Source organism: Vibrio sp. S234-5, assembly GCF_000960595.1.
Classification (GTDB): domain Bacteria; phylum Pseudomonadota; class Gammaproteobacteria; order Enterobacterales; family Vibrionaceae; genus Vibrio.
Map to the genome: position 1 here is coordinate 24,277 of NZ_JZAM01000060.1, position 24,152 is coordinate 48,428.

Here is a 24,152-nt window from a genome sequence, read left to right on the forward strand (position 1 = left end):
CCTCCCTTACGGGGGAGGTATAAAAGGAAATGAGGCACTATGGCTTACAGTACTTTTAACCAAACAAAAAATGATCAACTCAAAGAACCAATGTTCCTCGGACAGTCGGTTAACGTTGCTCGTTACGATCAGCAGAAGTTTGAGATCTTCGAAAAGCTGATCGAAAAGCAGCTTTCTTTCTTCTGGCGCCCTGAAGAAGTGGATGTGTCAAGCGATCGCATCGACTACAACAAACTGCCCGATCACGAAAAGCATATCTTCATCTCAAACCTGAAGTACCAAACCCTGCTGGACTCGATCCAAGGCCGCAGCCCGAACGTCGCGCTATTGCCACTGGTTTCGCTACCAGAGCTGGAAACGTGGATTGAGACTTGGTCGTTCTCTGAGACTATCCATTCTCGTTCTTACACGCATATTATTCGTAACATCGTCAACGATCCGGCGATCGTCTTCGATGATATTGTAGAAAACAAGCACATTCTCAAGCGCGCCAAAGATATCGCGCATTTCTATGACGACCTTATCCAAGCGACGAATGACTACCACCGTTATGGCGAAGGAACGCACACCATCAACAGCGAAAGCGTCAAGGTCAGCCTGTATGATCTGAAAAAGAAACTCTATCTGTGTTTGATGTCGGTTAACGCGCTAGAAGCGATTCGTTTCTACGTCAGTTTTGCCTGCTCGTTTGCTTTTGCCGAGCGCGAACTGATGGAAGGCAATGCAAAGATCATCAAACTGATTGCCCGTGACGAAGCGCTGCATCTTTCTGGTACGCAGCACATGATCAACCTGCTGCGCAATGGCCAAGATGATTTTGCCTTCCTACAGATCGCCGAAGAAGCAAAACAAGAGTGTTTTGATCTCTTCAAAGAAGCGGCTGAGCAAGAAAAAGAGTGGGCGGAGTACCTGTTCAAAGATGGTTCAATGATCGGCCTAAACAAAGATATTCTTTGCCAGTATGTGGAATACATCACCAACATCCGCATGCAAGCGGTAGGTTTACCGATTGCTTACCCAGCAGCGACGTCGAACCCTATTCCGTGGATCAATGCTTGGCTCTCTTCTGACAACGTGCAAGTTGCCCCTCAAGAAGCGGAGATCTCCTCCTACTTGGTCGGCCAAATTGATAACGAAGTGAGTATTGACGACTTCGAGGGCTTCGAACTCTAATGGCGCGGATCAAAATCAACAAACTCGTCTGCATCGAGTCGAACCGCTCCAACACGATTTTGGAGACGATGGAAAGCGCAGGGCTGCTGCCGGAGTACAATTGCCGTGATGGTCACTGCGGTGCGTGTCGCTGCAAGCTCGAAGCCGGCGAAGTCGAGTATGTTGGTTTTGCCATGGCTTACACACAAGGCAACGAGATCCTGCCCTGCATTTGCAAGGCCAAGACCGATGTGGTGCTGAGTCAAGTCAATTACAGTCTCAAAGAGAAACGGGCCTAGTTGAGCATAACTTCTCAGCAACTATGATATTGGTCAGCAATAAAACGATAATAAGCCGGGCGAACAAACCCGGCTTCTTTTTTACATGACGACCAACAGTGCTTATTTCACCACACTGCTTGGTAAAAACATCTCTTTGGTTTTCTTCAGAGAAAAATAATCGCCAAACATGGGTTTACGCTCTAAATAGCGACGCAGCAAATCGGCGGCAGCGGCGCTGATGATTTTCACCGCTTCTTTACGTCCATATGGACGGTTAAACTCTAGTACCATCCCCCACTCACCACCGTGTGCTGAAAGTGCAATGGTGAATCGATTTTCCTCCATCCGCCCCGTGACTAACGCAATGTCCGTGGCGCATTTTTCTCGCGTAGCCCCAGCTAATGCAAAGGTGGCCGCCAGGGGGTTGCTGTGATCAATCGTTTCACTGTCGCGGGTCGATAAAATCCAACTATGGCCACTTTGCTGGCTGATCTGTTCATCGCTTTGCAGCCAACTGGTGAGGTAGCCGAAACTGCACTGTTCTGCCGTTGCTAGCGTCAAACCTTTCTCCACTAATAGATGCCCTAAATGTTCAAGCATTGGCTCATCAACGCTCACCACATTCGCTTCAAGCAACTTGTAGATGAGTTGCATCACTCTGACGCGTTCTTCCAAAGCATCCTGAGGGCCAAAAAGTTTCACTTCAATGAAAGGTAAGTAAGAGCGGTAACCTAGGTCATAGCCAGCGGGTAGCTTCAAGTTATCTAGCTTGTCCGATATCGCTGACTCCGACAGGCCGAAGGTGTACAAACGGCTGCACTGGAATGCGACATTGTTTGGCCAATCACGCTGCAAATCAGGCAAAATTTGTTGCTCCACCATAACCTTGAACTCTTTAGGTACGCCGGGAGTGAAATAAAACACCGCATCATTGATCAGCATTTTAAACCCGCAGGCGGTACCGACTGGGTTATCAATGATTTGTGCGATTTCAGGGAGCATGGCTTGTTTCAAGTTGCTTTCAGGCATTTTACTGCCACGCTGGCTATACATCACTTCCATGCGCTGCAACCACTCCTTGAACAAGACCAGTTTACAATCTGCCGCTTGTGCCGCCGCGGCTGAACTCAAATCGTCCGTAGTGGGACCTAAACCGCCATTGACAATCACAACATCATTATTGAAGCTCAACATCATAAGCTCTTCAGTAAGAGCAGATAGCTGGTCGCCAACCGTGGCACGTTTCACCATAGCGAAACCATGCTCATACAAGTAGCTAGAGAGCCAAGCGGCGTTAGTGTCGACAATATCGCCGTGAAGCACTTCTTCACCGGTACTCAACATGGCAATTTTCACGTTCTTTTTCCTCTTTCTCGCTGCTTTGTTAAGCAACCCTATGAATTTTCTCTTCTTAGACCCGAAGCCTTGCACTTTGTTTCGGATAAATTTGTGACAGGTGTTTGCATCCCCAGAAGATTCAGGGATAATCGTGCGCTTGATTATTTACAAAAGAAACTGGAGACATTCGTGCCAAAGCCATTACTTCTTACAAAAGCTTTGAGTGGACTTCTTCTTACCGCTTCTGTTTCAGCCCAGGCCAGTCAGTTTGATTTCAGTAAGCACACAGAAACTACCTACGCAACGGATTGTCTTCAAGAGTACTGCGTTAACGATAGCTTGTATAGCTTCAACAACGCCCAGCTCCTATCTCTGGACGAGAGCGAGCTTAAGCTCGATCTCGATGCCGACACCCAGCCTAAGTATTTGATCGTCCCGCAAGATAAAGACTGGGATTATCTGATGGGCCAAACCTACACCATCTTGGGTTTAAGCGTCGCCACTGTTGGCTTAATGACTTTATTGCCACAAAGTATCACCAAATGGGATGACGACTCACGAGATCTGAGTAACTTGGGAAGTAAGTGGAAAGACAACGTCACCTCTGGGCCAGTATGGGACAGGGATGAACACGTCTTGAACTACATCATGCACCCTTATTTTGGCGGCGTGTACTACACGGCAGCTCGACACGCAGGCTACAACGAATTCGAGTCATTTCTTTATTCAGCCACTATGTCGACTTTTTTCTGGGAGTATGGTGTAGAAGCGTTTGCTGAAGTGCCATCTTGGCAAGATATTTTTATTACACCCTTTTTTGGCGCTGTCGTCGGCGAAATGATGCTTGAGGCAGAACAGAGTATTGTAGCCGATGGTGGTGAAGTGCTCGGTTCTAAACTGGCGGGAGATGTTTCAATTTTCTTCTTAAACCCTGTGGGTCATATTCATCACTGGGCGTCGAATCTGTGGGGCGGCAGCGCGGACGTGAACTTCACTTCCAACCCTTGGTTTGGCAATCAAGACGCGGCGAAATTTGCTTTAGATGCGGGCTACGCCTACGACAATCAGTTTTATGGACTGGACTTTAAAGTCACGTTTTAACTAAACACTTTGCAAGAAAGCGGCTAAAGAGCCGCTTTTTTGTGCTCTTTTACAGAGTTTTTAGGATGGTTTGGCACATTCGTTGGAAAATATGACCTCCATCAAATCAGGTGGGTTCGCAAAACTTCTACACTGAATCTGAAAAGGATTATTTCTGTGAATCAATGAGTTGTCTGATGTATCAGGGGGAAATTATGAACAGTGTATTCATCGTGAGTTTCATCGGCAAGGCGTCACCGACGACCATCAAACAGTTAGCGGCAATCACGCACGAAAATGGTGGTAAATGGTTGATTAGCAAAGTCAACTTTATTGAAGAACAAGTGGCGGCAGTGATCAAAGTTGAGTTACCCAAACAAAATGAAACCTTGGTCAAAGAGGCTTTTTCCGCTCACGCTGATTTGCTTGTGCAATTTGTTGATACGGATTTAACAGCCAATAAAAGCGATACGATCCATCAGTTACGTGTCGATTCCAACGACCGAGCGGGCATCGTCAATGAGATCACTCATGTACTAGACAGTCAAGGCATTAGTATTCTCGATATGGACTGTCAACGCGTGTTTATTGCTGGCGGTGGTGGTGTCAGTTCGAGCCTGTTTACCGCAAACCTTGCGATCAAATTACCGGCTGAAGTCGACATTGAAGACGTTGCTAATGAGCTTGAATCACTCAGTGAAGATACACGGGTCATAGTAGAGTCATAAGCACTTCGTTCTCTGATAACCCTGCTACAAAAAGAGCAGCTCAACGGCTGCTCTTTTGTCTTTTTGGTCTATCTATCTTAGTTAGTCAGTTAGCTCACCGACCACAACGACAGAGAACGCTTGAAATCTTCATAGCCAAACTCGTTGAGTTTTTCGATCTCACCACTGGTACGCTCACAGTAAACCGAAGGCATTTTCAGACCGTTGAACCAATTCAATTTCACCATGGTGTAACCCGCACTATCGAGAATGTGCAGTCGTTGGCCAATTTCGAGTGGTTTATCGAACTTAGCCACACAGAACTGATCGCCAGCAAGACAAGAGCAAGAACCAATCACGTACTCGTGTGAACCCGTTTCCGATGCCTCAAGCACTGACGCTGGCTCTTTGTAAATCAAGGTATCCAGACGGTGCGCTTCGGTGGCTGAATCGACGATAGCGGTTTTCATACCGTTCTCAACGATGTCGACCACGGTCACCACCAGATCGGTTGTTTTGGTAATGATCGCTTCGCCCGGCTCCAGATACATCTGCACGCCGTGTTTTTCTGCAAATGCCTTAAGTGCCAAGCCCAGTTTTTCCACATCATAACCCGGCCAGGTAAAGAACACACCACCGCCCATGCTGACCCAATCAAGCTTGTCTAGGTATTGACCGAAACGCTGTGAGATCGAATCCAACAAAGCGATAAACGCATCGACATCTTTGTTCTCACAGTTCATATGGAACATAACACCATTGATGCTCTCAAATACCGCCGAATCAATGTGATCCGCTTGTACGCCGAGTCGCGAGAATTGACGTGCTGGGTTTGCCAGATCTTGCCCCGCGTAGCTTACACCGGGATTAAGACGCAGGCCAATCGACGCTTTACCTTCCAGAATGTGACGATAGGCCGCCAACTGAGATTGCGAGTTGAAGATGATCTTATCGCACATATCGGCCACTTCACGCACATCTTCTTCACTGTAGCCAACGCTGTAAGCGTGCGTTTCACCGCCAAATTTCTCATAGCCAAGTTTCACTTCAAACGGACCAGAGCTGGTCGTGCCATCCAAATAAGGCTTGATGATGTCAAACACACCCCAAGTGGAAAAACACTTCAGAGCGAGAACGAGCTTAACGCCTGAGATCTCTTTCAGTTGTTTGGCAATTTCCAAGTTTCGGATCAACTTCGCTTCGTCAATCATGAAAAATGGCGTCTTCAATTGTTCTTTATTCATTGTTCAATCACTTTAACGGAATAAAGCCGGCGCAAAGCACCGGCTTGAGTTCATTACTGAAGATTCTTAACGCACACTTATTTCAGTGTGTGAATGGTCGGTTGTCCAGGAACCAGTTCCTGAACATCCCAGCTCAAACCAATGCTTGGCATGGTTTCGAGGAATGGATCTGGGTCAAGCTGTTCTAAGTTGAACACACCTGCGTCCGCCCATTCACCACGGAAGAACTGCAACGCTGCGGTGATCGCTGGCACACCTGTGGTGTAAGCAATCGCTTGATGCTCCACATCTTGGTAAGCCACTTCGTGATCCGCATTGTTGTAGATAAACACGCTGCGCTGTTTGCCATCCTTTTTACCTTGTACCCAAGTACCAATACAGGTTAGCCCCGTGTAGCCCGGTGCAAGAGATGTCGGATCTGGCAGCATCGCTTTTAGAACTTGTAACGGCTGAACCACAGTGCCATCTTGCAGCGTTAACGGCTCTGGGCTGAGCAGGCCGATATCACGCATACAGTTGAAGTAGTTCAGGTAGCGGTCACCAAAGCCCATCCAGAACTCGATGCGTTTCGCCGGAATGTACTCTTTCATCGAGCGAACTTCATCATGTGCCATGGAGTACACTTTGAAGTTCCCACATTTCGGAAAATCGAATTCCATCATACGGCTGTGGCATGGTACGCGTTTCCACTCTTCGTTTTCCCAGTAAAACGAGTCACCTTGGATTTCCAAAAGGTTTGTTTCTGGGTCGAAGTTGGTGGCGAATTTCTTACCATGATCACCAGCGTTGATGTCCATCACGTCAATGGTGTCGATTTCATCAAACAGATGCTTCACCGCGTAGGCTGCAAACACCGACACCACGCCCGGGTCAAAACCCACACCAAGAATGCCAGTGATACCCGCTTCTTCGAACTTCGCACGGTATTTCCACTGTTCGTCGTACGCTTCAGGGACTTGTTGCCCCTCGCTGCATAGGTCGACGGCCACAGACGTATCAAGATAAGAGACTTTCGCTTGGTAACACGCTTCCATAATGGTCAGGTTTACCCAAGGAGGTCCAGCGTTGACAACGAGATCAGGTTGAACTTCCTTGATTAGTGCAACCAGTGCATCCACATCATCAGCGTTAACAGCACGAGCTTGTAGTTTCTTACTCGAATCTTTCAGGTTGTTACGACCATGAATCGATTCAATGATCTTTTCGCATTTGTCTAGCGTGCGAGAAGCGATAGTAATATCACCCAGAACATCGTTGTTTTGTGCTGCTTTGTGTGCAATTACCCAGCCTACGCCGCCTGCACCAATCTGTAAAATTGCCATTGTTTTCCGTTACCTTTATTGCGCTAGCTCTTCCGCTAGAGTGTTGATTTTAGATAGTAAAGCTTCAAAATCTGAAATCTTCAGACATGGGTTAAGAATCGTAAACTTCAGAGCAGTCTTACCATCTACAATCGTTTCACCCAGGACCGCTACACCACGAGTCAATGCTTCCAGTCTTAGCGTTTTATTCAGTTCATCCAGATCCGTTCCGTTGGTTGCACGGAATAGAACGGTGGACAGCGAAGGTTCTGCCAGTAACTCAAAGCCTTCATGGTGACGAACTAGATCAGCCACTTCCAGTGTCTGAGCTAGAATGTGGTCGTACATTGCACCCAGTGCTTTCGGACCGACGCTCTGCATAGTCATAAAGACTTTCAATGCATCAAAGCGTTTTGTTGTTGCCACTGATTTGTCAACCAAGTTTGGCAACTCATCATGTTCGCGGTTGAGGTAGTCGGCATGATGAAGCAAGAAAGTGAAGTTTTGCTTATCATTAACCAACAACGCACCACAACTAATTGTTTGATAGAACAATTTGTGGAAATCCACGCTCACTGATTGCGCACGCTCCACGCCTTTTAGACGCGGTTTCTGGCTGCTGAGGATCAGCGCACCACCGTAAGCGCCATCGACGTGCATCCACATGTCGTGCAGCTCTGCCACGTCAGCAATCGCATTAAGATCGTCAATAGCACCGTGGTCGGTGGTACCTGCCGTACCAACCACCGCAAATGGGATCAATCCTTCTGCTTTGGCTTGTTCAACCGCCTCAGCTAGCTTGCTGACATCCATAGTACCGTTTGGATGTGCATCAACGGTCAGGACTGCTTTTTCACCTAGGCCCATCCAAGAAGCGGATTTTTGTACCGTGAAGTGCGATTTCTTCGAACAAACGATACGCAGTTTATCGGCATACTCAGGTAAGCCAAGCTTTTGGATGGAGTGGTTGCTCAGCTTGTTGGCAATCCAGTCGCGCGCCAACATCAGACCCATTTGGTTACTTTGCGTACCGCCACTGGTAAAGATGCCGTCGGCCTTCTCGCCTAGCTCATATTTGTCACATAGCCAATCAATCACTTTCTGCTCAACATACGTTGCCGAAGACGATTGATCCCAAGAGTCCATGGATTGGTTTAGCGCCGCAATCATGCTCTCAGCAGCCACTGCTGGCATCAAAGGAGGCGTGTGTAAGTGTGCGATACAGTCTGGATGCTGAGTGAAAATCGAGTTTTTCGCCACCAGCTCCGCCGTTTCGTCAATCACCGCTTTCAATGAAGCGTTTTTGTTGTCTAGATCAACGGCATAGATCGCTTGCTCAAGTGCTTTCGGATCCATTCCTGAGTAAGGGGCGCTGACTTGTTCAAACACCGACTTCATTGCTTCTGTGGTGTGGTTCATCACAGAGGCGAACTCTTTGCTGCCATTGACACCAGTGTGGATGAAGTGTTTTTTCCACTCTGGGTTCTGCTCTGCTTCAACACGTTCGCCGCCCGCAGCAAGAATCGCTTCTTCCAGCACGCGCAGGGCAAAATCGATCTGCTCGAAAGAAATGATCAACGGTGGAAGGAAACGAATCACAGAGCCGTCACGACCGCCTTTTTCAACCATCAGGCCGCGCTCCAGCGCCGCACGCTGAATCGCCAGTGTCAGCTTGCCATCCGAAACAGGCTCACCAAATTTGTTGAGTTCGCTGCCTGGCTTGCGAATTTCCACACCTAGCATCAAGCCTTTACCGCGAACCTCAGCGATACAGTTCACACGTTGTTGGATTTTCTCTAGGCCGTGACGCAGGTATTGACCCGCCACGTTGGCATGTTCAACCAGATTATCACGAGTAATGATTTCCAGTGCTTTCGCGCCAGAAACCATCGCGAGCTGGTTACCACGGAAGGTGCCCGTGTGCTCGCCAGGACGCCAGGTATCGTGCTGCTTGTTAATAACCAGCAAAGACATCGGCAGACCGCCGCCAATTGCTTTAGAAAGGCACAGAACATCTGGCACAATGCCAGCTTCTTCAAACGCAAAATTGTAGCCAGACTTACCCACGCCGCATTGAATTTCATCGAAAATCAATAGCATGCCGTGTTCATCACAGAGACGGCGTAGTTCACGCAGCCAAAATGCAGGTGCAGGGATCACACCGCCTTCGCCTTGAACCGGCTCAACGATGATGGCTGCAGGCTTCATGATGCCCGCTTCATCATCATTGAGAAGACGCTCAATATAACGAATGCTTGCTTTCGCTCCCTCATCACCACCCAAACCAAACGGGCAGCGCAGGCTGTAAGGGAAAGGCATAAAGTGAACATCAGACATCAGACCAGTACGGCGGGCTTTGGTATTCAGGTTACCCATCATGCCCATTGTGCCGTTGGTCATACCGTGGTAAGCACCACGGAAAGCAAACATGGTGTTGCGACCTGTCGTCTGCTTCGCCAGTTTGATAGCCGCTTCGACGGCATCAGCACCAGACGGGCCACAGAATTGAATGACACAGTTATCACCTAGCTCTTGTGGCAAGAAACTTTTTACTGTTTTGATAAAGTTGGTTTTTGCGGTCGTCGCGATATCCAGTGTTTGGTATGGCAGACCCGAGTCCAACTGCTCTTTTAGCGCTTGATTAATTTCTGGATGGTTGTAACCCAGCGCCAAAGTGCCCGCACCCGCCAGACAGTCAAGAAAGATCTGACCACGAGTATCCTCAACTAAACAGCCGAATGCTTGCTTAATCGCTATTGGGATACGACGAGGGTATGAACGAACTTCAGACTCGTGCGCGGCTTGATCAAGCAGTACTTGATCCGGAGTTAAATCGTAAGTTCCTTCAACAATCGGAACCTGGGAAGAAAAAATTGTAGCGATAGCGTTAGTATCGACTTCAAAGGCGGTGCTCATACATTTTCCCTTGAAACAAAAAATGATTCTCGCCCCCTGCGCACTGTGTAACTTTTTAGTACGAGATTGGGACATGACCAAGCCTTCCGATTGGGTCTAAAAAGACGGGTACGGAATAGCGACCATTACGACGAATGGTAAATGTCGGTGTTAAAAATCAAGGCTCGGTAATGCTTCTGTTTTGCAATACAGGGCATTTAGGAAGTATGAAGCTGATTAATGTGAGATTATTAAAAAAGTTCAACGTTGGGTTTCCCATTTACATGCCGCTGCTTAAGCAACATTAGTATCCCGTCTATCGACAAAAGGCTTTGCCGATACCTACCCTACGTAGTTTCCCAATCAGCCTGAATGGTCACTACGCGTATCCCCCAGGACTACTGCCCGAGATTGCGCGCGAATTTATCATAATAAGAAAGCAACAGGCAATCCTTTTTGCCAACAAATTTCCGCTTCCGTCGACAAGTTAATGTTTCAGAAGAGATAAATCGAAGAAAACAGACAAACAAAAAACCCAGCATTTCTGCTGGGTTCAATGTTTGGAGCGACACACGAGGTTCGAACTCGTGACCTCAACCTTGGCAAGGTTGCGCTCTACCAACTGAGCTAGTGTCGCATATTGTCTTTTAATGGTGCCCCGGGCCGGACTTGAACCGGCACGACTCGAAAGTCGAGGGATTTTAAATCCCTTGTGTCTACCGATTTCACCACCAGGGCACGCAAATCTTTGCGATGGAGACACCATCTATAAATACCGCTTTCGCCGTATCTTTTAATTTGGAGCGACACACGAGGTTCGAACTCGTGACCTCAACCTTGGCAAGGTTGCGCTCTACCAACTGAGCTAGTGTCGCAAATGGAGGCGCGTCCCGGAGTCGAACCGAGGTCCACGGATTTGCAATCCGCTGCATAGCCACTCTGCCAACGCGCCTTCAAACCTTAAGAGGTAACTCCCTCTTGGGTACGGGATGCATTCTACGCAATCATCTCACTGAGTCAACACTATTTTTATTTTTTTGAATCGTTTGAGCAGAAAGTGTGCGAAACACAGCAAATTGCTTATTTTAAAGGCAGTTAGTCTTTAAAAATGAGCTTTTGACTTCACCACAAATGTGCTTTAAACGGGCCAGAATGGCTATTTTCAAATATAAAAAACGGGCTTTCGCCCGTTTTCTTAAATTCAGTGATTCTCTTCACTCAGTAAGTCATCTTTGGCCGCCATCAGGTATTGCACCATCGACCAGTAAGTTAAGAATGTCGCAATATAAAGCGCTGCATAACCAAGCCAAATCATCCAGTCATCATAGCGCCAAATCAACACCCACAGGGCAAACATCTGTGACAGTGTTTTCACTTTGCCGATCCAAGAGACAGCAACACTTGCCCTCTTGCCAATCTCCGCCATCCACTCACGTAAGGCAGAAATAATAATTTCACGTGCAATCATCGTGACTGCCGGAATCGTCACCCAAATTGTATGATAATGCTCAGTGATAAGGATAAGCGCCGTCGCGACTAACACTTTGTCTGCGACCGGATCGATAAATGCACCGAATCGAGACGTTTGGCCCAATTTTCTCGCCAGCATGCCATCGAGCCAATCGGTAAAGCCCGCCACCCAGAAGACCATCGCTGCCGCAAACGGTGCCCATGAATAAGGAAGATAGAATACAACCACGAACACCGGAATGAGAAATAATCTCATTAATGACAGGAGGTTAGGGATATTTAGACGCATATTATTATTCTCTTACACTTTGCGCGTTAATGGTGCTGGATTTTCACTATTGTTTCAATGCTTGATAGATAATTTCTGCTAAAGAATGGCTAATCCCCGGAACTTTGGCGATTTCTTCAACAGTGGCTCGTTTAAGCTCTTGTAAACCGCCCATATACTTCAGTAATGCTTGGCGTCGTTTAGGTCCAACTCCTTCAATGCCCTCTAGTGCACTGGTTTTACGCGTCTTTCCTCGCTTAGCTCTATGGCCCGCAATCGCATGGTTATGACTTTCATCACGAATATGCTGAATCAAATGCAAAGCTGGCGCATCACTTGGCAAGTTAAACTCCTCACCTGACACGGTAATTAAGGTCTCTAAACCCGGTTTACGTGTCACGCCTTTCGCTATTCCTATCATTTCTGGTCGTTTGGGCCAATCGCCCCAATACTGTTCAATGATCTCACGCGCACGATTTAGCTGTCCCTTACCACCGTCGATAAAGATCACATCAGGGATTTTTTCCACGTCGAGTTGTTTCGAATAACGCCGCTCTAAAGCCTGCCCCATCGCGGCATAGTCATCGCCACCAGTAATCCCGCTAATATTGTAACGGCGGTACTCTTGCTTGACGGGCCCTTCAGTGTTGAAGACCACGCACGACGCGATGGTGCTTTCCCCCATGGTATGCGAAATGTCAAAACACTCCATTCTTTGGATGGTTTCTTTACCCAAAACTTCGCGCAGTGCTTTGAAACGCTGGTTGATGGTCATCTTGTGATTGATTTGCGTGGTAATAGCAGTCAGCGCATTGGTATTAGCCAGTTTTAGATAACGGCTACGCGCCCCAGTTGGATTGGCATGAAAAGTGACTTTACGCCCGGCAACCTGACTGAGCGCTTCCTGAATAGCCGCCACATCCACCGCCAGATCCTTATTGAGAATAATGCGCGTCGGAACGGTTCGCGCTTCATTGTGGCTAAGGTAGTACTGGCTTAAGAAGCTATCAAATACCTCTTGCGCTGTGGTGTTTTGTGGAATTTTCGGGAAATGGCTGCGACTTCCCAGCACTTTACCCTGCCGAATCATCAAAATATGGATACAAGCTATGCCATTTTCTTGGGCAAAACCCAGGACATCCATATCATCCATACTGTCTTCAGAGACATATTGCTGCTCTTGCACTCGACGAATAGCTTGGATCTGGTCGCGAAAACGAGCAGCATCTTCAAAGCGCAGTGCCACACTGGCGTCTTCCATCTTGCTAACCAGCAGTTCAAGTACTTGATTATCTTTGCCTTGCAAAAACAGGCGAAGATAATTCACCAGGTCAGCGTACTCTTGATCGGAAATCACACTGCTCACGCAAGGCCCTGCACAGCGGCCGATCTGATACATCAGACATGGTCGAGTACGGTTAGCATAAACCGTATCTTCACACTGACGCACCGGGAAAATTTTCTGCAATAGATGCAGCGTTTCTCTTACCGCTCCGGAGTCAGGATACGGTCCAAAATATTCACCTTTACGTTTTTTCGCACCACGATGCAGAGAAACTCGAGGATGTTTGTGACCACTCACATAGATATAAGGATAGGACTTGTCATCACGCAGCAACACGTTGTATTTAGGTAAGTATTGCTTGATGTAGTTGTGCTCAAGGATCAGCGCTTCTGTCTCTGTATGCGTGACCGTGACGTCAATCTTAGCAATATTACTGACCAACGCGCGCGTTTTCTCACTGTCGACTTTCTTACGAAAATAACTCGAGAGGCGTTTTTTAAGATCTTTGGCTTTACCGACGTAAATCACCACAGCGTCGGCGTTATACATTCGATAAACGCCGGGCTGATGAGTCACTGTCTTAAGGAAAGATACCGAGTCGAAAGGAAGGGTCACAACTAGAGAGTCTCGGTATCCAGCATTCCATGACGGATGGCAAGGTGCGTCAATTCAACGTCACCGTTAATATCCAGTTTGTTAAACAAACGGTAGCGATAGCTGTTGACCGTTTTCGGGCTGAGGTTCAACTGCTCAGAGATGTCGGTGACTTTTTGTCCCTTAGTGATCATCATCATGATTTGCAGTTCACGCTCTGATAAATCTTTAAACGGATTTTCAGACGCTGGCGAAAACTGGCTCAATGCCATTTGCTGTGCGATTTCCGGAGAAATATAACGCTGTCCACTATTAACAATGCGGATTGCATTGACCATTTCATCAGGACCAGCCCCTTTTGTTAAATAGCCAGAGGCCCCGGCTTGCATCACTTTAGTTGGAAACGGATTTTCCGTATGAACAGTCAAGACGATGATTTTTACATCCGGATTAACACGCAGGATTTTCTTGGTCGCTTCCAAGCCGCCAATTCCAGGCATGTTCATATCCATTAAAACGACATCAGCATGATTCGTGCGACACCATTTTACTGCATTCTCACCGCTATCAGCTTCTCCTGCTACGTTCATTCCACGGACGTCTTCAATAATACGTCGTATCCCTGTGCGAACCAGCTCGTGATCATCTACAAGGAAAACATTGATCAAACTTGTATCTCCACACTATTCAATGGCTCTGCACCCACAATAAATGTGGATATCAGTACGCTTGCCTATACTACCGCATTTCCTCAGAAATGCCTGCTAAGAATATGTGCCTAATCGCAAACTTTAGCAAGGACTTATTCAATGCAGACGCGAATATAGCGAGTCACTCTACCAATTTTGTTTTAAAAAGGAGACTGTTAGTTATGACCAATACTCAGTAATTTTACCTACATCATGTTTATCATAGAGTAAATGTTCAATTATCCATCAATCACGGCTTATCTGACGATAAAGTTCTGAACCTTTTGTAGACTTTGCTAACATCAGCAGAGCAATAGCATCTACAGGCAGATATTTTGACCACCACACCTGGGTTCGTTCTAACACGCCAATCTCGCGATAAATTTGCCACAACTCAACTTGAGTTGTGGCTGAGCACGCCACATGGCCCTCACCAACTGCTGATCGAAGGCGAAAAACCGGTGTTCTTTGTGCTGCAAAGTGATCTGCCTCGTATCGAAAACTTGCTTCTGGAGGGCGGGCATCACGCGCAGCTTACTCCTCTACCACTGAAAAACTTTGAGTACCACCCTGTGGCGGCCTGCTATTGTGCCACCATAAAAGAGTCAACTAGCCTCGCAGCTTGGCTGCAACAACACGATATCCTCGTGCTAGAGGCCGATGTTCGTCTCGCAGACCGATTTCTGATGGAGCGTTTCATTCAAGGATCGGTGGAGTTTGTCGGCAAGCCCCAGTCACAGGAGAAGTTTGTTCGCGTCAAACAGGCCAAATGCCGCAAAGGCGACTATGTGCCAACACTTTCGGTAGTGTCGCTGGATATTGAATGTTCAGAAAAAGGCATCCTCTACTCTATCGGCCTCGACAGTCCAATGGATAGCCGAGTCATCATGATTGGCCAAGCTCAAGATTCACACACGCCCATTGAGTGGGTAGATGACGAGAAGCAGTTGCTAGAGCGGCTAATTCGCTGGTTTGAACAGTTCGATCCGGATGTCATCATCGGTTGGAACGTGATTGATTTTGACTTTCGTTTACTGCACAAACGGGCTGAATGGCACAAGCTAAAGCTCACCTTGGGCCGCGGCAACCAAAGCAGTTTTTCTCGCTCTTCAACGCAAAGTCAGCAGAGTTTCATCACCATTCCCGGTCGGGTGGTGCTAGACGGCATCGATACACTCAAAACGGCCACCTACCATTTCCGTTCTTGGTCTTTAGAATCCGTTTCCCAAGAGCTGCTTGGTGAAGGCAAAGCCATCCACAATGTTCACGATCGCATGGCGGAAATCAACACCATGTTTCGCGAAGACAAGCCTTCGCTCGCCAAGTACAACTTACAAGACTGTGTTTTGGTGAATCGCATTTTTGCCCACACTCACTTGCTTGAGTTTGCCATCGAACGCTCCCGTCTTACTGGCGTGGAACTGGATCGAGTCGGCGGCTCGGTGGCCGCATTTACCAATTTGTATTTGCCACGACTGCATCGCGCTGGTTATATTGCCCCGAACCTTCAACCAGAGAATTGGGTAGCTAGCCCTGGCGGGTATGTGATGGATTCGCTTCCCGGATTGTATGATTCGGTGCTGGTGCTCGATTTTAAAAGCCTATACCCATCCATCATCCGCTCCTTTCTCATTGATCCTCTCGGCCTTATCGAAGGTTTACAACTCGAGATGGGTAAAGAGGCACATCAAGCCGTACCCGGTTTTCGCGGGGGGCAATTTCATCGTAGCCAACATTTTTTGCCCGAGATGATCGAACAACTTTGGGCCGCTCGTGATGTAGCGAAAAAGAACAATGAGAAGGCGTTCTCCCAAGCGATTAAAATCATCATGAACTCCTTTTATGGTGTGCTCGGCTCCTCGGGTTGCCGCTTCTTTGATACGCGGCTTGCGTCTAGCATTACCATGCGCGGTCACGAGATCATGAAACAGACCAGCAAGTTGATTGAGGCAAAAGGTTATCAGGTGATTTACGGCGATACCGATTCTACTTTTGTTTCACTCAATGGCGCTTATAGCCAACAACAAGCGGATGCGATTGGCCAATCGCTGGTGCGGGACATCAATCAGTGGTGGAAACGACATCTTCAGCAAGAATTCAACCTCACTTCGATTTTGGAGCTGGAATATGAAACCCATTATCGCAAGTTTCTCATGCCAACCATTCGGGGCGCGGAAACGGGCTCGAAAAAGCGCTACGCAGGGCTGATCGGTGAAAGAGAAAACGAAAGCATTGTATTCAAAGGGCTAGAGAGTGCGCGAACCGACTGGACGCCACTAGCACAAAAGTTCCAGCAGCAGCTCTACATGATGATATTTCATGGCGAAGACCCGACGGACTACGTTCGCCACACCGTAGAACAAACACAAAATGGCGATTTTGACTGCGATTTAGTCTATCAAAAACGGTTAAGACGTAAATTACACGAATATCAAAAGAATGTGCCACCGCAAGTTCGAGCAGCACGTCTTGCCGATGAGATGAACGCCCGTTTAGGCCGCCCTTTGCAGTACCAGAACAAGGGGTTGATTGAGTATCTGATCACGGTCAACGGCCCAGAGCCAAGAGATTACCGCTCAAGCGCCGTTGATTATCAGCATTATATCGACAAACAGTTGAAACCGGTGGCAAATGCGATTCTCCCGTTTATCGACATGGATTTTGACCAACTCGCAGCGCCACAACTAGGGCTATTCTAGTCAGCAACGTCTATAGGCTTTTGATATTGTTCGCTTTTTTGCAGTAGTGAATAAAATCAACGTATTGCAGGGAGCGGCTATAGTACCATCCTTGCACCGAAATATGATCGCGGATCGGAATGTGGCCTAACTGCTGTTTCGATTCAACCCCTTCCACCACGACTTTTAACTTGAGCTGCTCGGCGACCGACAGCAAACTCATAAAGACTTTCTTACCCTTCTCATTACCAAGCGCTAAAACAAACGAACGGTCAATCTTTATCGCATCAACGTCAAAGCGATTGAGATAAGAGAGCGATGAAAATCCGGTACCAAAGTCGTCTATCGATATTTCCACGCCTAACTGATGCAAGCGGTTGAACGAGATTGCCAGCATTTGCTCGTCAACCAACAGCGTTTCTTCTGTGATCTCGATATGGACTTGTGACGCCACAGGCGCAATGATGTACTCCAACTTTTCCATGTACTCCTGATCAACCAAAAAATCAGGGGTAATATTAATGCTGACTGGGATGTATATTTCACTGCGATTCCACTGCTGAACATCGGAAACCACCTTTTTTAGCACCCATAAATCCACCTCTTTCATTAACCCCGCCACCTCGAGCCAAGGAAGAAAAGCACCAGGATAAATCAATGTGCCATCGGGCTCTGTTGCTCGAATTAGGGCTTCACAACCAACCACGCGACCATTTTCTGCCGACACTTGCGGTTGGTACTCTACGCAAAATTCTTTACTGCCAATGTGTTCCAATTTTTTCTCGATTTCTCGGTCACGACGCGCTCTGTCATTGGCGGTGGCAATGGGATCCTCTTTAAGCGTTTCCGCTTCTTCTTGGCGGCGTACATACACCGTATCGAGGAAATGAATTTTGATCGCCTGATTACTATACAAGCGATTCAGACTTCGCACTGCTGGGTAATAAATCGCTACACCAAGCAGAATATTCAACAGTTGCAGTAGAATCCCATTGAGATCTCCCGATGTGGCTAACCACGCATTGACAAGAATAGGGGCATTAAAAGGGACACTTGCACTCGGAACGGCAATAAAACCACTTTCCACCGCAAGCATGCTAACAACCACATTCACCACTGGCGTGATCAAAAAGGGCAAAAACAGCCTAGGGTTCAAGATAATTGGCAGACCAAAGAGCAAGATTTCATTGACATTAATGAGCCCTATTGGGATCGATGCCAAGGCGATCAATCGGTGACTTTTTTGCTTAGAAAACAGTAACAGTGCCACCACCAGCGAGAGTGTCGCTCCACTGCCACCAATAAAAACGAACGTCCCCATCAGAGACAGGTTCATCATGTATTGGCCTTCCCCACCAGCCACAAAGGTGGAATAGTTGAGTTGGCTGGCTTGCTGAAGCAGGTCCACCATCGGTAGCAAAGAGTAATAGCCATGGATCCCTAAAAACCACAGCCCTGAGTTGAGCGCACTGAACAGCATACCAAATTGATACGGTTCATTGGCGTAATCTAGGCCGATCTGCTGAAAAGCGACAGTCAGGCTCAGCAAGCTAAAGAGCAGGTAGTTGATTGTGAGCACAATTGCGGCCGTGAGTAAGGCTGGAAACACCAAATTCAATGACTCTTTGACCAACTTGCCGCCACTTTCAGAAGAGGTAATGCGCAATTGTGGCACATGTTGCAAACGGGCTAAGATCGGCACAGCATAAAGTGGAGTAATAATGGCAATGACGATATGAAACATTTGCATCGTGCGCTCTTCGGGCACAATTTGGCTGACAATCAAAAGAAACAACATGGATAACAACGCCATAGGTGGACGAGCAAGTTTCCATTGCATCGCCAATACGTAAGAAATTGCCGCGGTCATCAAGTAGGGGAAAAAAGTCGCGATAGCGTTATGAATGTCGTAAAGGGTGGCTATCCACCAGCTCCTCCCTCCACTGAAAAACTCACCAATGCTGGCAAAAAAAAGCGCAAACGCAGAAAGCATCAGGCATGGGATCAGCCAAATCATTCCCTCTCTAACCGCCAATAAGGATAGTGAGAGCGACTTAAGCCGTTTTTTCAAACCAGATCCGAGCCAATACAATGGCGCAGCCGCTTGCTTATCCATATGCTCACCTGAAAATTGTCTTTTACCAATTAAAGTTAGCACAAGCAGGATGATTCGGTATCGACTCTAGTGACAATGCGATCAATTAGCCGATTTTAAATTCAGTTTTCTGATAGTGCTTCACAAGCCAATCGCCAAAACTGTCTAACAAACCAATCACCGAACGCTTTTCTATGAGTTTGCCAGACAGCAAAATCGTCAGACGACGGATCTCAACCGATTTTTCTGGATGATATTGCACAAAGTGTTTTCCACACTCGATCGGATCATCAAACCATTGTTGGTCTTTATGCATGATCAACGAATAACTGGCTCGCAGCAGCTTCTTGGCGATGATTTTCTGATTTATCACCAGCAATTCAGACGTATTGGCACGGACAATTTTATTGCGATAGACCGCCAGCCAATCTTCCACGTCCATGTTCCAGTGCTTGGCAATTTCCCAACTCGGAACATACTCGCCAAAACACTCCGCTAAATCATTGCCATAAACGCAGACACAGCAGTGTTTAAGCATAAACCCCCAAGTGAACAGGCTATCAAGTGACGCAATGTCTTTCACCTCGGCAGTTTTTACCGCCACGCCGATCACTTGAGGAAAGCCCTTTTGCACACGCCATTTTAGGGTATTGAGAACCGTGGCACGACTTGCCGTAAATGGGCGGTGAGTCACTACCACAAGATCCAAGTTAGACAAACCTGCGATGGCTGTTTTGCGTGCCACACTGCCGTAAACATAAACACTGTGCAGATTTTCTCCGAGACCACCTTTGAGACACATCAATACATCATTGATAACTGGTTGAAATTCAGGTTGAAAAGGTGTTTTTGGATCGATTACAGGTAAGGTCATAACCAGTTTAGATTCTTGATAATTATGATGTTTAGGCAATCTTCGCCCAGTTAGCCCACGGAATCAAGCGCAATACAACGTCGCCAAAGCTAAGCGCGATTAAGAGCGAAAACCGTGTGATGAAGTAATTTTTCTTGGTACTCGCAAGTTAGCAGGAGTTGAGTATATAATTCAGCGATTTTGAGTAACTCTTAAAAAACGCAATAGGAACAGATATGCCAAAGGCAAGTGAAATTAAGAAAGGTTTTGCAATCGAATCTAACGGTAAGACTCTTCTAGTTAAAGATATTGAAGTGACAACCCCTGGTGGCCGTGGCGGTTCAAAAATCTATAAAATGCGTTGTACAGACCTAACAACTGGTGCTCGCGTAGAAGAGCGTTACAAGTCAGACGACGTGGTAGAAACCGTTGAAATGAACAAACACGCGGTTTCTTTCTCTTACATCGATGGCGATGACTACATCTTCATGGACAACGTCGACTACTCTCAGTATGTGTTCAAACACGCTGACATTGAAGACGATCTGCTGTTCATCAACGAAGAAACTCAAGGCATCCACGTAATCCTCGTCAACGGCGACGCGGTAGGCATAGAGCTGCCTTCTTCTGTTGAGTTGGTTATTGAAGAGACCGACCCATCGATCAAGGGCGCTTCTGCCTCTGCTCGTACCAAACCTGCTCGTCTTAGTACTGGCCTTATTGTACAGGTGCCAGAGTACATTGCGACGGGTGATCGTGTGATCATCAACACCGCAGAACGCAAATACATGAGCCGAGCGTAAGCATGACGGATCTGATTTCTTACGACGATGCGATTGATGCCGCGTACGATATCTTTCTAGAGATGGCTGCAGATAACTTGGAGCCTGCTGACGTGATCTTGTTCACCGCGCAATTCGATGATCGTGGTGCGGCTGAGCTGGTTGATGTCGCGAGCGATTGGCCTTCCCACGTTGGCTTTGATGTCGATGACGAAATCTACGCAGAAGTGCTTATCGGTTTAGTCAACGAAGAGAACGATGTCTTGGACGATGTGTTCGCCAGAATGCTGATTAGCCGAGATCCCGATCAGAAATTCTGCCACATTCGGTGGAAACGCGATTAACCGCGATAAAAAAGGCTTGCCACTGGCAAGCCTTTTTACTATCTATTTTGCTATCACTTTTAAGCACTTAGCGCTGAGTATTGCTGCGAGATGGACGTGCGTTTGGCGTGTTTGCAGTACTTGTTTTGTTAGTCGCGGGCTTGCGACGTGACGGATTATTGCTGCGACCTTTTGGCGTACTCACTCGCTCTTCATGACGCTTCACCGCACGACGGATTTTTTGGCTGCGGGCACGGTCACGTTTACGCGATGAGCTGTTCAGTTCAATCATCGTCTCTTTTTCTGGGCGCAGTTCAACCAGTTCGCGCAGGTAGTTGACGTCTTTCAGTTCCAGCTCCATCCAACCACCGCGAGGCAATTTCTTATCCAGATAGATGTCACCGTAGCGCACGCGTTTCAGACGGCTTACCGTACAATCTTGTGATTCCCACAAACGACGAACTTCACGATTACGACCTTCGTTAATCACCACATAGAAGGTGTGGTTCATCCCCTCACCGCCCGTATAGACAACGTCTTCAAAGCGAGCGAGGCCATCTTCTAGTTGTACACCATTAACTAAGTTGCGTACTTTGTGCTCGTTCACTTCACCAAACACTCGAACTAGGTATTCACGCTCAACTTGACGGCTTGGGTGCATCAAACGGTTTGCCAGTTCACCGTCGGTGGTGAACAACAGCAGACCGGATGTGTTCGCGTCCAATCGACCAACAGAAATCCAACGTGAACCTCGGATCTTAGGTAGACGATCAAATACAGTACGACGACCTTCTGGGTCGTGGCGGGTACAGAGTTCACCTTCCGGCTTGTAATACGCCAGCACTCGACAGATCACTTCCTCTTGTGCCTTAACCGACACAACATGACCATCGATGCGCACAACCGCATTTTCGTCTTCCAGTCGCTCACCCAGTTTCGCAACAACACCGTTTACACTTACACGTCCTGATTTGATTAATGCTTCCAATTCGCGACGTGAACCGTGACCGGCTCGCGCTAAAACTTTCTGTAATTTTTCGTTCATTTATCTACCTATGTGTCGTCTTCTCAGACGTCGTAGTCTTACCAAGCATAGACCAGACTTAGTTATCTACCCGAAGCTCGGAATCGGGGGCGGCAATTATACGGGAAATAAATCCGCAATGTAAGCTCTCCGCACTTCGTCATCGGGCGAATCATGGAAAAATTCTCGCTAAAAATCACCCAGTAGCACTGTCGATGGTGACAGTTAACTTTATAATAACAACTTGATGAATATTAATAAAAAAGGAGCACTTGGCTCCTTTATCTTAAACAGATTTTTCTCGTGTCGGCTTACTCAAATGGGGCTGGGTCACCCGCGCCAAGACGAGCAATAACCGCCTCACCTTCGCTAAAGTCAATCACCGTGGTTGGCTGCTCGCCCAGATAACCACCGTTGAGAATCACATCCACCGCATGCTCGAGTTTGTCACGGATCTCATCGGGGTCCGACTCGGTATAGTTATTACCCGGCAAAATCAAGGAAGTTGACATCAACGGCTCACCCATCGCTTCCAAAAGATCGAGTGCAATGCGGTTATCTGGCACACGAATGCCGATGGTTTTACGCTTGGCGTTCATCAAACGACGAGGCACTTCTTTTGTTCCTTTGAAGATAAAAGTGTACGCGCCCGGCGTGTTGTTCTTTAGCAAACGAAATGCGGTGTTATCAACACGAGCGTACAGCGACAACTCCGACAAATCACGGCATAACAGGGTGAAGTTGTGTTTTTCATCCAGTCGGCGGATCTGACAAATTCGCTCTAGTGCTTGTTTGTTTTCCAGTTGACAACCAAGTGCATAACCGGAATCGGTCGGGTAAACCACCACACCACCATTACGAATGATTGCTACGGCTTGATTGATCAAGCGAGCCTGGGGGTTTTCTGGATGAACGTAAAAAAACTGGCTCATTGTAATTCCTCATTATCGAGCCTCTCGGCTCTATAAGACTGGAGTGTGGATGTTTGTGCTTGCTCCAAAGGAGCGGACTCTAAACCCCAATCTTTCCAAACTGGTTCTACGCCGGAGGGCAACCAGAGGTTTCTTCCCAATTCCATCCACGGGGAGGGATAGTGAAAATCACTGCCTTGGGAAGCTAATAGTTTGTATTGTATAGCATAATCCGCCAACGTGCGTCTTTCTTGTTGCGATTGTTGTGGCTGGGCAACCTCCATGGCATCGCCACCGGCCTCGACAAACGCTTGCAACAACCGTTTTAGCCACTTGGCCGTCAGATCATAACGCCCCGGATGAGCCAGCACGGCCAAGCCCCCCGCGGCATGGATCGCGCCGACGGCATCAGCCATTGAACACCAATTCGGCGGCACGTAACCGGGATTGTTGCGCGTCAGGTATTTTTTAAACACCTGCTGCATATTTTTTGCAAAACCGTTATCCACCAACCATTTGGCAAAATGGGCGCGAGTCACTGGCGCACCATCGGCAATCGCTCTGACCTCTTCAAGCACTCCTTCTCGCGTTGCTTTAGCAAGGCGCTGCGCGATCATTTCAGAGCGAGCGACTCGATACGCCTGTTGCTGAGCGATCAGTTGGCTTAGTTGAGCATTTTGAGGATCGATATTCAAACCAACAATATGGATATCTTTGTTTTGCCACACAGTCGAAATTTCGATGCCGTTAATGATGGAGAGCGGCAATTGATTCTGCGCCACATAACGGTGAATCTCCTCCAGCGCTTCCACGGTATCATGATCGGTAACAGCTAAAACATCCAGCTCAAAGCTGATTGCGCGATCAATCAACTGCGCTGGCGTGAGCCTGCCATCAGAGGCGGTGGTATGGCTGTGTAAATCTATTCTCATATATTTGCTTCTTGGGGGTTGACTTTTTACCCTTGCACTAGTTAACTAGTACACAAATACAAAGTACCTGACTGTAAGGCCGACTATGTTACAAGAACTTAACCAAAAGCAAAAAGCGAAACTTGCTCTGCATGACGAGAAATCGAATGCAGCTGAGTTGGCTTGGTGGCGCATCTGGACAAGTTCTTGGTGGGCAAACGTGTACTTTTAATTGAGGACACTCATGATACGAAGCCCGCCTAAACAGCGG

The 24,152-nt window shown here is 47.5% G+C and carries 20 protein-coding genes, 4 tRNA genes and 1 other annotated feature (1 of these 25 running past the window's edge); of the genes, 8 read left to right on the top strand and 16 right to left on the bottom strand.

Going from position 1 to position 24,152, the window contains the following annotated elements; all coding sequences use genetic code 11:
- Positions 1-39: 39 nt before the first annotated feature.
- Both nrdB and yfaE read left to right on the top strand, forming a co-directional pair.
- Positions 40-1,173 carry a class Ia ribonucleoside-diphosphate reductase subunit beta gene (nrdB, locus tag UF06_RS01360; RefSeq protein ID WP_045568844.1) on the top strand — a complete coding sequence of 378 codons (1,134 nt, stop codon included), beginning with the start codon at positions 40-42 and terminating at the stop codon, positions 1,171-1,173.
- Positions 1,173-1,451 (top strand): class I ribonucleotide reductase maintenance protein YfaE, encoded by a 279-nt coding sequence (yfaE, locus tag UF06_RS01365; RefSeq protein ID WP_045568845.1) that lies wholly within the window; start codon positions 1,173-1,175, stop codon positions 1,449-1,451. The genes nrdB and yfaE overlap by 1 nt, the downstream gene beginning before the upstream one ends.
- A 102-nt stretch (positions 1,452-1,553) precedes the next feature.
- Here yfaE and UF06_RS01370 read toward each other — a convergent pair whose 3' ends face one another.
- The gene (locus UF06_RS01370) at positions 1,554-2,789 is read right to left on the bottom strand and encodes a CinA family nicotinamide mononucleotide deamidase-related protein (protein WP_045568846.1); all 1,236 of its coding nucleotides are present in this window, start codon (positions 2,787-2,789) and stop codon (positions 1,554-1,556) included.
- Between the two features lie 171 nt (positions 2,790-2,960).
- Here UF06_RS01370 and UF06_RS01375 point away from each other — a divergent pair, with 171 nt between their 5' ends.
- Positions 2,961-3,872: a DUF3943 domain-containing protein gene (locus UF06_RS01375; protein ID WP_045568847.1), complete on the top strand. Its 912-nt coding sequence runs from the start codon at positions 2,961-2,963 to the stop codon at positions 3,870-3,872.
- A 194-nt stretch (positions 3,873-4,066) separates the two neighbouring features.
- On the top strand, positions 4,067-4,579 hold the full coding sequence (locus tag UF06_RS01380) for an ACT domain-containing protein (RefSeq protein ID WP_045569016.1): 513 nt from the start codon (positions 4,067-4,069) through the stop codon (positions 4,577-4,579).
- Between the two features lie 89 nt (positions 4,580-4,668).
- Here UF06_RS01380 and nspC read toward each other — a convergent pair whose 3' ends face one another.
- The 10 genes from nspC to uvrY form a co-directional block, all read right to left on the bottom strand.
- A complete protein-coding gene (gene nspC, locus UF06_RS01385; RefSeq protein WP_045568848.1) occupies positions 4,669-5,802 on the bottom strand; it encodes a carboxynorspermidine decarboxylase in 1,134 nt (377 codons plus the stop codon).
- 77 nt (positions 5,803-5,879) lie between these two features.
- The gene (locus UF06_RS01390; RefSeq protein ID WP_045568849.1) at positions 5,880-7,124 is read right to left on the bottom strand and encodes a carboxynorspermidine synthase; all 1,245 of its coding nucleotides are present in this window, start codon (positions 7,122-7,124) and stop codon (positions 5,880-5,882) included.
- 15 nt (positions 7,125-7,139) lie between these two features.
- Positions 7,140-10,019: a pyridoxal phosphate-dependent class III aminotransferase gene (locus tag UF06_RS01395; RefSeq protein ID WP_045568850.1), complete on the bottom strand. Its 2,880-nt coding sequence runs from the start codon at positions 10,017-10,019 to the stop codon at positions 7,140-7,142.
- A gap of 540 nt (positions 10,020-10,559) precedes the next feature.
- Positions 10,560-10,635: transfer RNA gene (locus UF06_RS01400), tRNA-Gly, on the bottom strand.
- A gap of 14 nt (positions 10,636-10,649) precedes the next feature.
- A tRNA-Leu gene (locus tag UF06_RS01405) sits at positions 10,650-10,736 on the bottom strand.
- A 61-nt stretch (positions 10,737-10,797) separates the two neighbouring features.
- Positions 10,798-10,873 (bottom strand) — tRNA-Gly (locus UF06_RS01410).
- Between the two features lie 3 nt (positions 10,874-10,876).
- Positions 10,877-10,950, bottom strand: a tRNA-Cys gene (locus tag UF06_RS01415).
- 249 nt (positions 10,951-11,199) lie between these two features.
- Positions 11,200-11,757 carry a CDP-diacylglycerol--glycerol-3-phosphate 3-phosphatidyltransferase gene (gene pgsA / locus UF06_RS01420; protein ID WP_039434394.1) on the bottom strand — a complete coding sequence of 186 codons (558 nt, stop codon included), beginning with the start codon at positions 11,755-11,757 and terminating at the stop codon, positions 11,200-11,202.
- 46 nt (positions 11,758-11,803) lie between these two features.
- Entirely contained in the window at positions 11,804-13,636 is a 1,833-nt protein-coding gene (gene uvrC, locus UF06_RS01425; RefSeq protein WP_082069525.1) for an excinuclease ABC subunit UvrC, read from the bottom strand.
- A gap of 2 nt (positions 13,637-13,638) precedes the next feature.
- The gene (gene uvrY, locus UF06_RS01430) at positions 13,639-14,283 is read right to left on the bottom strand and encodes a UvrY/SirA/GacA family response regulator transcription factor (protein ID WP_039425820.1); all 645 of its coding nucleotides are present in this window, start codon (positions 14,281-14,283) and stop codon (positions 13,639-13,641) included.
- 356 nt (positions 14,284-14,639) lie between these two features.
- Between uvrY and UF06_RS01435 the strand changes: the two genes are divergently transcribed.
- Positions 14,640-17,003, top strand: a complete 2,364-nt coding sequence (locus tag UF06_RS01435) for a DNA polymerase II (protein ID WP_045568852.1) — start codon at positions 14,640-14,642, stop codon at positions 17,001-17,003.
- A 10-nt stretch (positions 17,004-17,013) separates the two neighbouring features.
- On the opposite strand, the gene UF06_RS01440 is transcribed toward UF06_RS01435, so the two are convergent.
- Positions 17,014-19,098 carry an EAL domain-containing protein gene (locus tag UF06_RS01440; protein ID WP_045568853.1) on the bottom strand — a complete coding sequence of 695 codons (2,085 nt, stop codon included), beginning with the start codon at positions 19,096-19,098 and terminating at the stop codon, positions 17,014-17,016.
- 85 nt (positions 19,099-19,183) lie between these two features.
- Positions 19,184-19,951: a nucleotidyltransferase gene (locus tag UF06_RS01445; RefSeq protein ID WP_045568854.1), complete on the bottom strand. Its 768-nt coding sequence runs from the start codon at positions 19,949-19,951 to the stop codon at positions 19,184-19,186.
- Between the two features lie 215 nt (positions 19,952-20,166).
- On the opposite strand from UF06_RS01445, the gene yeiP reads away from it, so the two are divergent.
- Together yeiP and UF06_RS01455 are read left to right on the top strand one after the other, a co-directional pair.
- Complete coding sequence (gene yeiP, locus UF06_RS01450) at positions 20,167-20,733, top strand: elongation factor P-like protein YeiP (protein ID WP_045568855.1); 567 nt, start codon at positions 20,167-20,169, stop codon at positions 20,731-20,733.
- Positions 20,734-20,735: 2 nt separating this feature from the next.
- Positions 20,736-21,056: an HI1450 family dsDNA-mimic protein gene (locus UF06_RS01455; protein ID WP_045568856.1), complete on the top strand. Its 321-nt coding sequence runs from the start codon at positions 20,736-20,738 to the stop codon at positions 21,054-21,056.
- 67 nt (positions 21,057-21,123) lie between these two features.
- Here the strand turns inward: UF06_RS01455 and rluB are convergent, their stop codons facing one another.
- From rluB to UF06_RS01470, 3 genes are all read right to left on the bottom strand, one after another.
- Positions 21,124-22,080 carry a 23S rRNA pseudouridine(2605) synthase RluB gene (gene rluB, locus UF06_RS01460; protein WP_045568857.1) on the bottom strand — a complete coding sequence of 319 codons (957 nt, stop codon included), beginning with the start codon at positions 22,078-22,080 and terminating at the stop codon, positions 21,124-21,126.
- A gap of 290 nt (positions 22,081-22,370) precedes the next feature.
- A complete protein-coding gene (locus tag UF06_RS01465) occupies positions 22,371-22,991 on the bottom strand; it encodes an L-threonylcarbamoyladenylate synthase (RefSeq protein WP_045568858.1) in 621 nt (206 codons plus the stop codon).
- Complete coding sequence (locus UF06_RS01470) at positions 22,988-23,902, bottom strand: PHP domain-containing protein (RefSeq protein WP_045568859.1); 915 nt, start codon at positions 23,900-23,902, stop codon at positions 22,988-22,990. Before UF06_RS01470 ends, UF06_RS01465 begins: the two co-directional genes overlap by 4 nt.
- Before the next feature lie 85 nt (positions 23,903-23,987).
- On the opposite strand from UF06_RS01470, the gene UF06_RS01475 reads away from it, so the two are divergent.
- Complete coding sequence (locus UF06_RS01475) at positions 23,988-24,113, top strand: trp operon leader peptide (protein WP_039425796.1); 126 nt, start codon at positions 23,988-23,990, stop codon at positions 24,111-24,113.
- Positions 24,060-24,152: a sequence feature (Trp leader region), on the top strand; it runs 10 nt beyond the window's last position. (Overlaps the previous gene by 54 nt.)

What these genes read in the sequence shown, in the direction of transcription:
- nrdB (WP_045568844.1), top strand. Translation starts at nt 40, where the DNA reads ATGGCTTACAGTACTTTTAACCAAACAAAAAATGATCAACTCAAAGAA.
- yfaE (WP_045568845.1), top strand. Translation starts at nt 1,173, where the DNA reads ATGGCGCGGATCAAAATCAACAAACTCGTCTGCATCGAGTCGAACCGC.
- UF06_RS01380 (WP_045569016.1), top strand. Translation starts at nt 4,067, where the DNA reads ATGAACAGTGTATTCATCGTGAGTTTCATCGGCAAGGCGTCACCGACG.
- nspC (WP_045568848.1), bottom strand. Translation starts at nt 5,802, where the DNA reads ATGAATAAAGAACAATTGAAGACGCCATTTTTCATGATTGACGAAGCG.
- UF06_RS01390 (WP_045568849.1), bottom strand. Translation starts at nt 7,124, where the DNA reads ATGGCAATTTTACAGATTGGTGCAGGCGGCGTAGGCTGGGTAATTGCA.
- UF06_RS01395 (WP_045568850.1), bottom strand. Translation starts at nt 10,019, where the DNA reads ATGAGCACCGCCTTTGAAGTCGATACTAACGCTATCGCTACAATTTTT.
- pgsA (WP_039434394.1), bottom strand. Translation starts at nt 11,757, where the DNA reads ATGCGTCTAAATATCCCTAACCTCCTGTCATTAATGAGATTATTTCTC.
- UF06_RS01440 (WP_045568853.1), bottom strand. Translation starts at nt 19,098, where the DNA reads ATGGATAAGCAAGCGGCTGCGCCATTGTATTGGCTCGGATCTGGTTTG.
- UF06_RS01445 (WP_045568854.1), bottom strand. Translation starts at nt 19,951, where the DNA reads ATGACCTTACCTGTAATCGATCCAAAAACACCTTTTCAACCTGAATTT.
- yeiP (WP_045568855.1), top strand. Translation starts at nt 20,167, where the DNA reads ATGCCAAAGGCAAGTGAAATTAAGAAAGGTTTTGCAATCGAATCTAAC.
- UF06_RS01455 (WP_045568856.1), top strand. Translation starts at nt 20,736, where the DNA reads ATGACGGATCTGATTTCTTACGACGATGCGATTGATGCCGCGTACGAT.
- rluB (WP_045568857.1), bottom strand. Translation starts at nt 22,080, where the DNA reads ATGAACGAAAAATTACAGAAAGTTTTAGCGCGAGCCGGTCACGGTTCA.
- UF06_RS01465 (WP_045568858.1), bottom strand. Translation starts at nt 22,991, where the DNA reads ATGAGCCAGTTTTTTTACGTTCATCCAGAAAACCCCCAGGCTCGCTTG.
- UF06_RS01470 (WP_045568859.1), bottom strand. Translation starts at nt 23,902, where the DNA reads ATGAGAATAGATTTACACAGCCATACCACCGCCTCTGATGGCAGGCTC.
- UF06_RS01475 (WP_039425796.1), top strand. Translation starts at nt 23,988, where the DNA reads ATGTTACAAGAACTTAACCAAAAGCAAAAAGCGAAACTTGCTCTGCAT.